The organism is Paraburkholderia sp. 2C (assembly GCF_054589215.1).
The window spans coordinates 265,030-278,804 of sequence record NZ_BAAILL010000049.1 but is presented as its reverse complement, the minus strand read 5'-3'; the positions used below and the strand labels follow the sequence as shown (position 1 = coordinate 278,804).

At 63.1% G+C, this 13,775-nt stretch carries 16 protein-coding genes, 1 tRNA gene and 1 riboswitch; of the genes, 7 read left to right on the top strand and 10 right to left on the bottom strand.

Annotated elements, in window-relative coordinates; genetic code table 11:
- Both ACYPXD_RS25525 and ACYPXD_RS25520 read left to right on the top strand, forming a co-directional pair.
- A partial coding sequence (locus ACYPXD_RS25525; protein WP_459717653.1) for a hypothetical protein occupies positions 1-238 on the top strand: 238 nt, incomplete at its 5' end.
- Positions 239-287: 49 nt separating this feature from the next.
- Positions 288-1,475 (top strand): chitinase, encoded by a 1,188-nt coding sequence (locus ACYPXD_RS25520; RefSeq protein WP_459717651.1) that lies wholly within the window; start codon positions 288-290, stop codon positions 1,473-1,475.
- A gap of 41 nt (positions 1,476-1,516) precedes the next feature.
- On the opposite strand, the gene ACYPXD_RS25515 is transcribed toward ACYPXD_RS25520, so the two are convergent.
- The 10 genes from ACYPXD_RS25515 to ydfG all read right to left on the bottom strand — a co-directional run bounded on the left by ACYPXD_RS25515 (position 1,517) and on the right by ydfG (position 9,392).
- On the bottom strand, positions 1,517-2,539 hold the full coding sequence (locus tag ACYPXD_RS25515; protein WP_459717648.1) for a lytic transglycosylase domain-containing protein: 1,023 nt from the start codon (positions 2,537-2,539) through the stop codon (positions 1,517-1,519).
- Between the two features lie 242 nt (positions 2,540-2,781).
- Positions 2,782-2,857: transfer RNA gene (locus ACYPXD_RS25510), tRNA-Lys, on the bottom strand.
- Positions 2,858-2,961: 104 nt separating this feature from the next.
- Complete coding sequence (gene ybgF, locus ACYPXD_RS25505) at positions 2,962-3,711, bottom strand: tol-pal system protein YbgF (protein WP_459717646.1); 750 nt, start codon at positions 3,709-3,711, stop codon at positions 2,962-2,964.
- 15 nt (positions 3,712-3,726) lie between these two features.
- Positions 3,727-4,236, bottom strand: coding sequence for a peptidoglycan-associated lipoprotein Pal (gene pal / locus ACYPXD_RS25500; protein WP_459717643.1), 510 nt, complete (start codon positions 4,234-4,236; stop codon positions 3,727-3,729).
- 19 nt (positions 4,237-4,255) lie between these two features.
- Positions 4,256-5,548 carry a Tol-Pal system beta propeller repeat protein TolB gene (gene tolB, locus ACYPXD_RS25495; RefSeq protein WP_459717639.1) on the bottom strand — a complete coding sequence of 431 codons (1,293 nt, stop codon included), beginning with the start codon at positions 5,546-5,548 and terminating at the stop codon, positions 4,256-4,258.
- Between the two features lie 205 nt (positions 5,549-5,753).
- Complete coding sequence (tolA, locus tag ACYPXD_RS25490) at positions 5,754-6,758, bottom strand: cell envelope integrity protein TolA (protein ID WP_459717636.1); 1,005 nt, start codon at positions 6,756-6,758, stop codon at positions 5,754-5,756.
- The gene (gene tolR / locus ACYPXD_RS25485; RefSeq protein ID WP_459717632.1) at positions 6,755-7,204 is read right to left on the bottom strand and encodes a protein TolR; all 450 of its coding nucleotides are present in this window, start codon (positions 7,202-7,204) and stop codon (positions 6,755-6,757) included. The genes tolA and tolR overlap by 4 nt, the downstream gene beginning before the upstream one ends.
- A gap of 10 nt (positions 7,205-7,214) precedes the next feature.
- A complete protein-coding gene (gene tolQ, locus ACYPXD_RS25480; protein WP_459717629.1) occupies positions 7,215-7,892 on the bottom strand; it encodes a protein TolQ in 678 nt (225 codons plus the stop codon).
- Positions 7,893-8,047: 155 nt separating this feature from the next.
- Positions 8,048-8,563 (bottom strand): tol-pal system-associated acyl-CoA thioesterase, encoded by a 516-nt coding sequence (ybgC, locus tag ACYPXD_RS25475; protein ID WP_459717626.1) that lies wholly within the window; start codon positions 8,561-8,563, stop codon positions 8,048-8,050.
- Between the two features lie 82 nt (positions 8,564-8,645).
- Complete coding sequence (gene ydfG, locus ACYPXD_RS25470; RefSeq protein WP_459717622.1) at positions 8,646-9,392, bottom strand: bifunctional NADP-dependent 3-hydroxy acid dehydrogenase/3-hydroxypropionate dehydrogenase YdfG; 747 nt, start codon at positions 9,390-9,392, stop codon at positions 8,646-8,648.
- Between the two features lie 214 nt (positions 9,393-9,606).
- Positions 9,607-9,706, top strand: a riboswitch (ZMP/ZTP riboswitch).
- Positions 9,707-9,929: 223 nt separating this feature from the next.
- Here ydfG and glyA point away from each other — a divergent pair.
- The 5 genes from glyA to ACYPXD_RS25445 all read left to right on the top strand — a co-directional run.
- Positions 9,930-11,177 (top strand): serine hydroxymethyltransferase, encoded by a 1,248-nt coding sequence (gene glyA, locus ACYPXD_RS25465; protein ID WP_459717619.1) that lies wholly within the window; start codon positions 9,930-9,932, stop codon positions 11,175-11,177.
- Positions 11,178-11,183: 6 nt separating this feature from the next.
- Positions 11,184-11,675 (top strand): transcriptional regulator NrdR, encoded by a 492-nt coding sequence (gene nrdR / locus ACYPXD_RS25460; RefSeq protein WP_075158021.1) that lies wholly within the window; start codon positions 11,184-11,186, stop codon positions 11,673-11,675.
- Positions 11,676-11,983: 308 nt separating this feature from the next.
- On the top strand, positions 11,984-12,544 hold the full coding sequence (locus tag ACYPXD_RS25455) for a GspH/FimT family pseudopilin (protein ID WP_459717615.1): 561 nt from the start codon (positions 11,984-11,986) through the stop codon (positions 12,542-12,544).
- Complete coding sequence (locus ACYPXD_RS25450; protein WP_459717612.1) at positions 12,541-12,999, top strand: type IV pilus modification PilV family protein; 459 nt, start codon at positions 12,541-12,543, stop codon at positions 12,997-12,999. Before ACYPXD_RS25455 ends, ACYPXD_RS25450 begins: the two co-directional genes overlap by 4 nt.
- Positions 12,996-13,775 (top strand): PilW family protein (locus ACYPXD_RS25445; RefSeq protein ID WP_459717608.1); only part of this gene is annotated, 780 nt, incomplete at its 3' end. The genes ACYPXD_RS25450 and ACYPXD_RS25445, both read left to right, overlap by 4 nt.

Here is a 13,775-nt window from a genome sequence, read left to right as displayed (position 1 = left end):
CACCGACACCGACACCGACACCGACACCGACACCGACACCGACACCGACACCGACACCGACACCGACACCGACACCGACACCGACACCAGCACCAGCACCAGCACCAACGCCAGCACCAACGCCAACGCCAACGCCAACGCCAACGCCAACGCCAACGCCAACGCCAACGCCAACGCCAACGCCAACGCCAGCCCCCACCCCCGCGGCCTACAAGCCAAAAATCATCTACATTCCTGAACCCGCCGGCTATCCCACCACCGCGGACTTCAGCAAAACGGAAAGCGCGTTGGTTGCTCAATCGCAAGGCCGCATCGAGATCCTGCGCGACGCACTGCGCGTACTGCCCGATTCCGATGTCGACGCCGTCGTGCCGGGACGCGCCGCCAATCCGTCGAACGTCAAGCGGGTCGAGTCGATCGTCAACGAGCAGAAGTTTAACGAACTGTTTCCGATACGGAACATCGCGTATTCCTACGTGAACTTCCTGAGAGGCATTGCGAAGTTCCCCGCGTATTGCGGCGATTACAAGGACGGGCGCGATGCGAATGCGATCTGTCGAAAGCTGATTGCGACGTCGTTTGCGCACTTCGTTCAGGAGACCGGCGCAAACTGGCCATCGCTGACGCCTGCCCAGGCCCGATCAGGCTATCCGGATCACAACAATCCGGTGCTCGCGACGATGCCACAGGACACGGTAATCCCGACGTGGCGGCAGGCGCTCTGGTATCTGCGCGAATCGGGCTACGAAGAGGGTTCCTCGGTGGGTGCGTATCAGCAATGCGCGCCCGGTTCGCATGCGACGAACTGGATCTTCTATGCGTGCGCGAAGAACAGCAAGGGACAGTATCTCGACTACTTTGGGCGCGGTGCGAAGCAGTTGTCGTGGAACTATAACTTCGGACCTTTTTCGCAGGCGCTCTATGGAGATCCGAACGTGCTGCTCGACAATCCCGGCCGGGTTGCCGATACATGGCTCAACTTCGCATCCGCCGTGTGGTTTGCCGTTACGCCGCAGACGCCCAAGCCGCCGATGACATGGGTCATCGACGGCACGTGGAAGCCCAATAACGTCGATCTGGCCAACAATATGAAGCCGGGCTTCGGCGCGACCGTCTACATTATCAATGGTGGTATCGAATGTGGCGGAGGAGGGGCTGAGCGATCGCAGGTGCAGAACCGTATCGCGGCCTACAAGGAGATGGCGCGCGAACTCGATGTGACGATTCCTGCCGACGAGCCGCTCGGATGCGCGAATATGCGCGGCTTCATGGAAGGTTCGGCCGCCGCGACGCAGGCCTATCTGGACAAGGACTACTCGTGGGCAAACGGCAAACCGGTGACCGGATGCAAGCTCGTCGACTATCAGATGCCGTTCTCGCTGCTCACGCCGGGAGACTACAAGGCATGCACCGACTATTTCTTTAGAGGCAAGGTCCAGTACAACGGTCAGATTGTCATCGACAATACGCAGTGACTGCGAAGTGAGCGCGCTTGGCGCGAGGTGGCGCATGGACGCTACTGCATGTTGCGGTAGCGATCCGCAAGCAGCTTTACGCGAGAGACGTAGTATTGCGTCTCCGGATACGGCGGGACATCGTTGTATCGTCCTACGGCGTTTTCGCCGGCGTTGTAACCGGCCAGTGCTTCATCGAGGTTGCCGTTGAATCGTTTGAGCAGCCATGCGAGATACTGCACGCCCCCCCGGATGTTCTGCGCGGCGTCGAATGCATCGTGCACGCCGAAGCGGACCGCGGTGGCGGGCATCAGTTGCATCAGCCCCTGTGCGCCGGCCGCGGAAATCGCATGAGGCTCGAAGGCGGATTCGGCGTGTATCACCGCGCGCACGATCGCCTGATCGATGCCGAAATCGAGCGCTGCCGCTTCGATTTCCCGTTGATACGAGCGCGTGTTCAGCACGAGCGTCGCGATGTCGACGTTTCGCGTCGGTGCGCACAAGAAGCATGTTGTCGAGAAATGCAATTGCACGACCAGCACATTTGACGGTAGTGCGACCGGCTTGCTGCTGGAGTAGTAGCGGATGCCGTTGTCGATATAGGAATACATCGCCGTACGCGGTTCAACGATCAGAGCCTTCGTGCGGGCGCGGGAAGGTTGCGTTGCATCGAAATGCATTGGCGCCGAATAAAACGGTGTGGAGTGCCGTACCGGATGGGACATGGCAATGGCGGGTGCAAAGGCAGGTCCTGACGAAACGTTCCCGCTAAAAGCGATGCTTGTTTTGCCATTGCGGTATAGCGGCGCTCGGGCGGTGGCCGATCGATCGAGCACGGTGTTTACCGAAGCGCATGTCGTTCCGGCTATCTGTTCTGTTGCATAACTAACGGTATCGTCGCTGCCCTGGCATTTCAGCATTGCATGGCAAGGCGCCGCCGCAAGCAGCGCGAGCGGGACCGTGCAGGCCAGAAGCGGACCGTGTCTGACGAGCCTGTTTCGTTCACGTAGAGTTGAACGGCGCATGCGGCCTCTTTGCTCTTTAAATGGACCGTCCGAGATAGCGCGCACGCGTGCCGGCGACAAGACAGGTTTGCTAGCGGCAACAGGAGCGCAAAACCGCTTGCACGGCTATCGGTGAATTGAATCTAGTGCAGATTCGCATGCATCGCCAGTGTCGGTTGATCGCAACGTTTGAAGAGGCAAGGGCACTATGGAAGATAAGGGTGACTAAGTAAATTGGTTAAAGACGCGCTCACTCGCAAAAAGGTCGCGCGCCAAAACAAAAAGCCCGGCCATGACGACCGGGCTTTCTGCTTGAAACGGTTTGGTAGGCCGTACTGGATTCGAACCAGTGACCAACGGATTAAAAGTCCGCTGCTCTACCAACTGAGCTAACGACCCCAAAAGAGAAGCGAGATTATAGCGATAGCCCTACATCAGTGTCAAGGCTATCGAGGTCCAGTCGCGTCTTCAAATGGCCCGCCCCGGCACGACGGGCGGTCGTGTTACTTGATCTGCGAAAGCTTGCTTTGCGCAGACTGCGCAACATCCGAGTTGCCATACTGCGCGACGATCTGTTCGAGCGTCTTCTTCGCGGCGGCCTTTTGACCCTGCTCCAGCTGGTTATTCGCAATGGCGAGCAGCGCTTCGGGCGCACGCGGGCTGTCCGGGTAGTTCTTCACGACCCCTTGCCAGACCGAGGTCGATCCTTTGTAGTCGCGCAGCGCGTACATGGCGTTGCCGAGCCAGTACTGTGCGGTCGGCTGATACGGGCTTTGCGGATATTTCGAGATGAAGCTGCGAAACGACGCAGCGGCGCCCTTGAAGTCGCCGTTGCGGAACTGCTGCGACGCCGCGTTGAACGCATCCGTCTCACCCGGCTGCACGGTGCCCTGCACGCCGTCGACCGTTTGCTGCTGCGGCTCGAACTTCTTCAGCCGGCCATCGAGGTCGGTGTAGTAGTCCTTCTGCTGCTTCTGCAAGATAGACAGCTGGTTCGTCAGATCCTCGTTCTGGCCGCGCAGCGTCGCGACCTGCTGATTCAGCTGGTCGAGACGGTTTGACTGATCGAGGATCGTACGTTGCGCAGCCGACAGCTGGTTGGTCAGACTGTCGGTCTTCGTGCGCAGGTCGAGAATCGCCTGGCGGGCCTGGTCGTCGTCGAACAGGCCTGCGTGCGCCGGCATGGCCGAGAAGGCCACGCCTGCCACGCACGCTGCTGCGGCGAGCCGCAGCCGGGAGAAACGGTATGTCATACGGCGCGTTACCCGTTACTGTTGGTAGACGAGATCGGCGCGGCGGTTTTGCGCCCACGACGCTTCGTCATGACCGGTCGCGAGCGGCTTTTCCTTGCCCAGGCTCACAGCTTCCATTTGCTGATCGGACACGCCCATCAGCGACATCGCACGACGCACGGCTTCCGCACGCTTCTGGCCGAGCGCGAGGTTGTACTCGCTCGTGCCGCGCTCGTCGGTATTGCCCTGGATCAGCACATGGCGCTGCGGGTGCGACTTCAGGTACTGCGCGTGTTGCTGCAGCAGCGGCTGGTACTCATCCTTCACCGAGTAGCTGTCGAAATCGAAGTACACGCTGCGCTTCGCGAGCGGGCTGTTCGGGTCGTTCAGTTCGTCGACGGTGACCGGCGCGACTGCGTTCGGATTCGGCTGCGCGCCGATGTTGCCCGTGCTCGTGCTCTGGGTGGGCTTCGGCGTCGACGAGCAGGCTGCGAGAACGCTGACAACCGTCAGCGCGGCCAGGGTAAGGCGCAATTTCGACTTCATGTTTTACTCTCCTTGTGTGTCATTGCATAAACGGGCCCCAGGACGGCTCGCGTACGCTGCCACCCTGAACGGACAGGACCTGCCGCGTCCGACCATCGGTCGATACAGCGGCCAACACGCCACGGCCGTTCACCTGAGTGGCGTAAAGAATGTACTGACCATTCGCCGCAAAGCTCGGCGATTCGTCATGTGTTGTGTCGGTGAGCGCCGTCGCGACGCCCGACTGCAGATCCTGGATATACAGCTTGAAACCGCCGCCGGTGCGCGAAATATACGCGAGTTGTTTGCCGTCCGGGCTGACGCGGGGGCTCGTGTTGTAGCTGCCGGTGAAGGTGACGCGCTGCGCCGCGCCCGCGCTTTCGCCCGCGGCCGGCATTTTATAGATTTGCGGCTGGCCGCCGCGGTCGCTCGTGAAATAGATCGACTGGCCGTCCGGAGAGAAATCGGGCTCAGTGTCGATCGAGCTGCCTTGCGTGAGGCGGCGCAGGCCGCTGCCGTCCGCATTCACGGCGAAAATCTGCGTGTTGCCGGTGCGCGAAAGGGCGACGGCGAGCGTGCGGCCATCCGGCGACCACGCCGGCGCGCTGTTGTTGCCTTTCTGGTCGGACACGATGACACGGCGGCCGGTCGGCAGATCGTGGATATAGACAATCGGCTTCTTCTTCTCGAACGACACGTACGCGACCTTCGTGCCGTCCGGCGACCACGCCGGCGAGATGATCGGCTCGGGGCTCGACAACGCGATATGCGCGTCCTGCCCGTCGGAGTCGGAGATTTGCAGCTGGTAGCGGTTACCGACCTTGATCACGTACGACAGACGTGTGGCGAACACGCCGCGCGAGCCCATCAGCTTTGCGTAGATGTAGTCGGCCACCTTGTGCGCACTCATGCGCAGACCGCTTTCCGGGCTGACGAGCACGAGACCGCCGAGGTTTTCCCCCTTGACCGTGTCGTAGAGCTTGAAGCGCACTTCATACTGCCCGTCCGGCCGCTTGGTCACGCTGCCGGCGACGAACGCATCGGCGCCCTTTGCCTTCCAGCTGCCGAGATCGACCGTATCGTTTTCCGAGACCGGCGTGGCTCCGGCGTCGATATTCGTAAACTTGCCACTGCGTTGCAGATCTTGCCGTACGATCGTGCTGATCTGCTGTGGGGAACTGGCTTCGTTGGCAAAATTCGCGGTCGCGATCGGAAACTGCGTGGACCCGACGCCCGTCACGAGGACGTTCAGCTGTGCATGTGCCGCACCGCCTGCCGTAATCAGGCAAGACGCCACCAGTGTTCGCAGGCCTAGCTTCGTCATCAAACTCATGCTTTATCGATTCCCCAAGTACAAAAACCTTCATAACTGCAAACAGACACAAGCACGCAGAAATCGTTCCCGAAGGCGTATCGGCCACGCCAGGCTTGCCTGACCGCTTTCAGCATGCCTTAAGGGCCACAATTCGGGCCGGGTTCGTTCGCGCGCACTGGGCCGCGGTCGAACTACCCTGCGTGCATGCGCCGTTTACCCCTCATCAACCCGCCGGACGCAGCGTAATGGTAAAACTCGCCGGTGTCTTGCCATTTGTGTCTTGCGGCATCGGATCCGAACGCTGGACCGCTCGCAGCGCGGCGTCGTCCCACTGCGAATTGCCGCTGCTGCGCGTGACGGTAGCCGACAGCAACGTGCCGGTCGGCGCGCAGCGCACCGAGACGACCGTCTCGAGCCCTTGCGTGTCGCCGGCCCAGACGATGTTCGGCCGCACGCGCCGCTGCACCTTCTCCGCGTAGCCGGGCGACGTCGCGTTGCCACCCGCGCCGCTGCCGGTGCCGCCCTTCGCGAGACCATTGCCGGTGGAGCCTTCGCCGCCTGCCATGCCTTGCAGTGCCGCGAGGCGCTGGCGGCGCTCCGCGTCGAGCTTCTTGGCCGCCTCAGCCTGCGCCGCGGCTTTCGCCTTCGCCGCCTTGTCCGCTTCGGCCTTTTTCTGCGCGTCGGCTTGCGCCTGTTGCTGTTCCTTCTGCTGCTCTTCCTGCTGCTGTTTTTTCAGCTGATCCTGCTTCTGCTGCTCAGCGAGCTGTTGCTGCTTGAGCTTTTGCGCCTGCTGCTGTTGCTGCTGCTTCTTCAATGCCGCGGCCATCGCGGCCTGGTCGGCGGCGAGCTGCTGCTGACGCTTCGCTTCGGCTTCCTGTTGCGCCTGCAACTGCTGCTGGCGCTGCTGTTCGGCGAGCTGCGCTTCGCGCGCGGCCTCTTCCTGCTTGCGTTTCTTTTCCTGCAGCGCGATGTCCGCCTCTTCATCCTTCACGGGCGGAGCGGGCGCGACGGGGGCCGGCGGCGGCGGGGCGACGCGAGGCGTCGACAGGTCGGGCACCGACGTCCAGATTTCGGCTTCCGCGCCCGCGGGCGTGCTGTTTTGCCATTGGATGCCGTGATACAGAAAGAAGCCGAGCAGCACGTGCATCAACGCGGCGAGCGCGAACGCGCGCCACGTGCCGCGTTCGCGCGGCGGCTGCAACGGATAAGCGGATTTCTGACGAATCATTGCGATTTGACGAGCAATCCAACGCGCTTGACGCCGCGCGCCTTCAAATCGGACATCACGTTCATCACGACCTCGTACTTCACGGTCTTGTCGGCGGCAATCACGACCGGCTGGTCGGGATGCGATTGCTCGCGGTCGGTGACGAAGCTGTTCAGGTCGGTGCGCGTCATGGTTTCCTGCTGCGTGGTGCCCGCGTCGTCCTTGTAGCGCACGCTCATATTGCCGTCCGCGCGGATATTCACGACCACGGGCGGCGTCTGCTGCTGAGGCGCCGCCCCGCCGACGGTCGGCAGATTCACGATCGACGGCGCGACAAGCGGCGCCGTCACCATGAAGATGACGAGCAGCACGAGCATCACGTCGATATACGGTACGACGTTGATGTCGGACATTGCGCGGCGCGAGCGGCCGCCGCGCATGCTGGAACGAATCGATGAACCGGCCATCGTGGACTCCTTAATGCGCCTGGCGCTGCAGGATATTCGAGAACTCTTCGATGAAGGTCTCGAAGCGGATCGCGAGGCGATCGATATCGTGAGCGTAGCGGTTGTACGCGACCACGGCAGGGATCGCAGCGAACAGGCCGATTGCGGTGGCGGTCAGCGCTTCGGCAATGCCCGGCGCGACGTTCGCGAGGGTGGCCTGCTGCACGTTCGCAAGGCCGCGAAACGCGTTCATGATCCCCCAGACCGTGCCGAAGAGACCAATGTAAGGGCTCACCGAGCCGACCGATGCCAGAAACGCGAGATTCGCCTCGAGCACGTCCATTTCACGCTGGAATGCCGCCCGCATCGCCCGGCGTGCGCCGTCGAGAATCGCGCCCGGATCGTTCAGGCGCTTTTCCTTGCCCTTCAGGAATTCGCGCATGCCGGCTTCGAAAATACGCTCGAGCGCGCCGATCCGGTGACGGTTGTTCGCGGCGCTCTGATACAGCGCCTGCAGGTCGCCGCCCGACCAGAAGTCGCGTTCGAAGCGCTCGGTCTGGCCGCGCGCGCGGCGAATCGCAAACCACTTGCGGAAGATGAAGGTCCAGGACATCAGCGACAGCAGCAGCAGAAGCGCCATCACCGCCTGCGCCAGCAGGCTCGCATTGAGAACGAGGGAAATGATCGACAGATCTTGTGTAGTGTTCATAGAGGTTCGCTGTAACGTCCCGCTAGGGGCGTCCGGCTGCAAGGAAGATCGAAGCGTTCGGTGGGGAAACCGGAAGCTTCGGCGAACCCTTTCGCCGAACCATACTTGGTCTTGTTCTGACCGTTACGAGTTCACTGGCCAGGTAACAACGGTAATCACTCGCTAGTCGTTGACATACCTGTCACCGTGTTGCCTGTGCCTAAGCTGGTGTCTGCGCCGGAGTTGAGCGGTGGCCCGCGCCGCAACGCGGCGAGGACGGCCGGCGGAATCGCGGTGGGCCGCAGCGCTGCCGCATCGACACAGCCGACGCGGATCGTGCCGGTGGCGAGCAACGCGCCTTCGCGCCACGCTTCCTGCATGAAGTCGACTGTCGCGCGGCCGAGACGTTCGATCCTGCTGACGATCACGAGCGAGTCGTCGAGGCGTGCCGGCGAACGGAAGTCGAGCGCCGTGCTGCAGACGATGAAGAGCGTACCGGTTTCGCTCGCGAGCCTGCTTTGTTCGATTCCGCTGGCGCGCAGCCATTCGGTGCGCGCGCGTTCGAAAAACTTCAGGTAGTTCGCGAAAAACACGATGCCACCGGCGTCCGTATCTTCGTAGTACACGCGAATCGGCCATGTGAAGCCGATTTCGGCGCCGGGCGGGCTGCCAGGAGTTTTCATGTCGCGCATTTTACCGGAACCTGACAGGCGGCCTGATTTTCTGGTGCATGTTTCATTGACTGTTCCCGAACGATTCCCGGTGCCGGCGTGTTCAGCCGCGATGAACCGAAAGGCCGGCGAACGACTGCGCAACGGGCATCAGTTCGATCGAATTGATGTTCACATGCGCGGGGCGCGTCGCGACCCAGAAGATCGATTCGGCGATGTCATCGGCGGTGAGCGGCTGCATGTCCTTGTAGACCCCCGCAGCCTTCGCGTCGTCGCCGCGAAAGCGCACGTTCGAGAACTCGGTGCCGCCGCACAGGCCCGGCTGGATGTCGGTCACGCGCACCGCGGTGCCGGTCAGGTCCGCGCGCAGGTTCAGGCTGAATTGCGCGACGAACGCCTTGGTCGCGCCGTATACGTTGCCGCCGGCATACGGCCAGCTGCTGGCGACCGAGCCGAGATTGATCACATGGCCGCGGTTGCGCCCGACCATACCCGGCAGCAGCGCGCGTGTGACCTGCACAAGGCCTTTGCAGTTCGTGTCGATCATCGTTTCCCAGTCGTCGAGATCGGCCTTGTGGGCCGGTTCGAGGCCAAGCGCGAGACCCGCATTGTTGACCAGCACGTCGACCGCCGCAAAGCCGTCGGGCAGTGCGGACGAGAGCGCTTCCACTGCCGTGCGGTCGCGCACGTCGAGTTCGAGCGGCAGCAGGTTCTCGCCGAGTTCGCGGGCGAGCGCATCGAGGCGGTCCTTGCGGCGCGCGGTCGCGACGACGCGATGGCCGCCTTTCACAAAAGCACGCGCAATGGCGGCGCCGAATCCGGCAGACGCCCCGGTGACAAAGACGATCATTCCAGTTTCCGGTGGGTTGAGAAAGGCGACAAGCCTACTTCCATTGCGGCAGCCGATCAACCACGTCGCGACGGCCGGATCGGACGCAGTGACGGACCTCGCGCGGGACGCCGCAAAGTGCGCGCAAGTAGCGAATTCATCAGGCTTTTTCGCGCTGCCGGCGGCGCCGCAGGCCCGGTTGCCTATTCGATGCGGTTCCAATACACTAACGCGCTCATCCCTGCGTGACTGGCGATAGAACCCTACGGGTTCAAGGTGGAGCAACCCACCGTGAAGCGCGGGGCTCCGTTTTGCCGTTCGCCTGGGCAGCTGTGATCCGCGCGCGATTGTTCGTGCCGCCGGACGCTGGCCTGCCTCGCGTGTGCGGCGCCTCTGTAGTCCGCATATCCTGGCTTCCAGTTTCCTGCCGTACCGCGCTCCAGCTTGCGCGCTTTGCGCACGCCTTTCGCGTGCCGCTTTGTATGCTGTTATGCGCAAGATCAAGCGTAAAAGCACGCGCGGAATCACGGTCAACCGAACATTCTCAACGGAACGCATATGTTTGATAGAGCCCAAAGCACCATTGCGAACGTCGACCCGGAAGTCTGGCAGGCGATCGAGCAGGAAAACCACCGTCAGGAAGAGCACATCGAGCTGATCGCGTCGGAGAACTACACGAGCCCGGCCGTGATGGCCGCGCAAGGTTCGCAGCTCACGAACAAGTACGCGGAAGGGTATCCGGGCAAGCGCTATTACGGCGGTTGCGAGTATGTCGATGTCGTGGAGCAGCTCGCGATCGATCGCGTCAAACAGCTGTTTGGCGCCGAAGCGGCGAACGTGCAGCCGAACTCGGGCTCGCAGGCCAATCAGGGCGTGTTCTTCGCCATGCTCAAGCCCGGCGACACGATCATGGGCATGAGTCTCGCGCATGGCGGCCATTTGACGCACGGCTCGCCCGTCAACATGTCGGGTAAATGGTTCAACGTGGTCAGCTATGGGCTCGACGCGGCCGAAGACATCGATTACGAAGCGGCCGAGAAGCTTGCTCACGAGCACAAGCCGAAGCTCATCGTCGCCGGCGCATCGGCGTTTGCCCTGCGTATCGACTTCGAACGGCTCGCGAAAATCGCGAAGGCGGTGGGCGCGTATCTGATGGTCGACATGGCGCATTACGCCGGCCTCGTTGCCGCCGGTGTCTATCCGAACCCGGTGCCGCATGCGGACTTCGTCACCACGACCACGCACAAGAGCCTGCGCGGCCCGCGCGGCGGCGTGATCCTGATGAAGGCCGAGTATGAGAAGCCGATCAACTCGGCCATTTTCCCGGGCATTCAGGGCGGTCCGCTGATGCATGTGATTGCCGCGAAGGCAGTCGCGTTCAAGGAAGCGCTGGCGCCGGAGTTCAAGGAGTATCAGCAGCGCGTGGTCGAGAACGCCCGCGTGCTGGCCGAAACGCTCGTGAAGCGCGGCCTGCGCATCGTGTCGGGTCGCACCGAGAGCCACGTGATGCTGGTCGACCTGCGTGCGAAGCACATCACCGGCAAGGCGGCCGAAGCAGCGCTTGGCGCGGCGCACATCACGGTCAACAAGAACGCGATTCCGAACGACCCGGAAAAGCCGTTCGTCACGAGCGGCATTCGCCTCGGTTCGCCCGCCATGACAACGCGCGGCTTCGGCGTCAAGGAAGCCGAAGTGGTGGGTAACCTGATCGCCGACGTGCTCGACAATCCGGAAGATGCCGCCACTATCGAGCGCGTGCGTGCGCAGGTCGCCGAGCTGACGAAGCGCTTCCCGGTCTATCGCTAGCCGATCATGCGCTGCCCGTTCTGCCGGCACGACGATACGCAGGTCGTCGACTCTCGCGTGTCCGAAGACGGCGCCGCTATCCGGCGCCGCCGCCGTTGTCCGGCTTGCGACAAGCGCTTCACCACGTACGAGCGCGTCGAACTCGCACTGCCGTCGGTTGTGAAGAAGGACGGCAGCCGCGTCGAGTTCGACCGCCGCAAGATCGTTTCCAGCATGAAGCTCGCGCTGCGCAAGCGCCCGGTTGCCGCCGACGCAATCGACGCAGCGGTTGCGCGCATCGAATACCAACTGCTCGGCAGCGGCGAGCGTGAGGTGCGCAGCGAACGGCTCGGCGAACTTGTGATGAACGAGTTGCGCGCGCTCGACACGATCGCTTATGTGCGCTTCGCATCGGTCTACCGGCGCTTCGAAGACGTCTCCGAGTTCGAGGACGTGATCGAGGAGTTTCGCCGGATGGCTTCGCCGCCCGGGCCGCCCAAACCTCGGCGCAAGCGCTGATCGAGCGGCAACCCACTGCGTGGTTTGCCGGCCCGAAGCCGGGCGTTCGGCAGACCGTTTCAGGTGCCAGGCAGCGGCCAGTTGCCCGTTGACCGCCTGCGCTATCGCTTCAGTTGTCAGTTCGATCTGCTGCATTCTCCCTCCCTTCCCGACCTTCCGGTTTCCTCAATGCATCACGTGCCGCGTTCGGCAGACACGCAATGTTGCGCGTGATTGCGTTCCCGCGCCACCTGGCCATTCGGCATATTGTTAGCACTGGAAAGCACGGGTAGATTCGCAGCCATCGTTGCTGACAACGGAGGCTGACAATGAAAAACGATGGCTGGACAAGATGCGTGGGACGCGGCTTCACGCTGCTCGAAACGCTGGTGGTAGTCGCGTTGCTGGCCTTGCTCGCAGCAATGGCGACGCCCTCGTTCGTCACCTGGCAGATGCGCGATCAGGTGGACGCGCGTGCCTATGCATTGCTATCGACGCTTGCCTACGCACGCAGCGAGGCGATCAGAAGAGGTGTGCGCATCACGGTGTGCCGCATCGACGCGGCAAGGCACTGCCTCGCGGTGGGACAAGCTTGCCGCTCCGGTGCGGTCGACTGGTCATGCGGCTGGGCCGTGATGATTGAACGCGCGGGCGCCATGTTCGCGCTGCGTGCGCAGCCGGAACTCGCGGCGGTCCGCATCGCGGGCGCGTCGACGAATCTCACCTTCACGCCGCCTGCGGGGCAAACCATCGGCAGTTTCCGCAGCTTCGATCTTGCGCCGCGTTTTCCGTCGAAGGCGACGCAAGGCAATGGGTGGCGCCGTTGCATCCGCATTGCCGCCGGCGGGCGCGCGCGTATCGCCGAGGGCGCTTGCGGAGCGGCAGCATGAAGATCACACGCTTGCGTTGTCGAAACTCAAATGCGAGTCGATACGCCGCTCGTGCTCACGGCGAATCGCTGATCGAGGTCATGCTGGCCGTCGTATTGACCGCGGTGACCGCACTCGGTCTGATTGCCACGCAACTGTGGATGATGCGCGATGCGCAAGCAACATCGACGCGCGAACATGCGGCGCTGGTGGCGGACGCGCTCGCCGAAGCGATGCACGGTGCGTCGTTCAGCAGCGCGGCACTCGCGCAATGGCGCGCTCGAGCAGGCTATCTGTTGCCGCAAGGCGAGGCGTCGGTTGGCGGCGCCGGCGAGCGGATATCGGTTGCGCGTGTCACGTGGCACACGCTTGCCGGTGCATACCGTTCGGGCGAAGTCATCGACATGCCACCGCCATGCGGCGATGTCGCGGTGTCTGCCGGCACGGGCTGTGTCGTGCTCGCGTTTGCCGAATGATGCGGCGCGTTCTTCGAATGGGCGGGCACACGTTGCTCGAATTGACGATCGCGGTCGCGCTCGGGCTAATCGTGACGGCAGGCGCGGTATCGCTATACCGGTCGCAGCGGCTTGCACTCGTGCGTGCCAACGATGCCGCCCAGATGCACGAAGCCGGTATGACGGCGCTCACGCTGATCGCACTGCAACTGCAGATGGCCGGCTTCGCGCCCGCGGACTCGCCCTCGGCGGCTCTGTTGTTCGCCTCCGGCGCGCTCTTTGGCTGCTCGTCGGCGCGTCCAGGCGGAGCCGACGACCGCCTCACGTGCGAAGCGCTCGCGAGCCGTTCGGACGGCATTGCGATCCGATACGTCGCCGACAACGTGTCGACGTGGCCATCAGCCGCCGCGCAACCGACCGATTGCCTCGGCCAGGGGCTCGCGCGCATGCTGCCCGATGCGCCGGGCGCCCTGGTCGTCAACCGCTTTTATGCGAAGGCAAGCGGCTCGACGGGTGAACCCGAGCTTTACTGCGAGGGCAGCGGCAGCCAGGGTTCATCGCAGCCGCTCGTCGAAGGTATCGAGAGGCTGCGGTTTCGCTACTGGCCGGCAGGGGCGCCGGCGTCGCTCGACGCGTCCGCGCTTGCGCCCGCTCAATGGCGCAGTGTCGTCGCGGTCGATGTTTGCGTGCTCGTGCGTGGCGCGCGCGATACGGCGCCGGGCCGCTATGTCGATTGCGACGGCGCCTCGTCGGCCGGCACCGACAAGCGAGCGCGCACGGCGTTCTGGAGGCGGGTC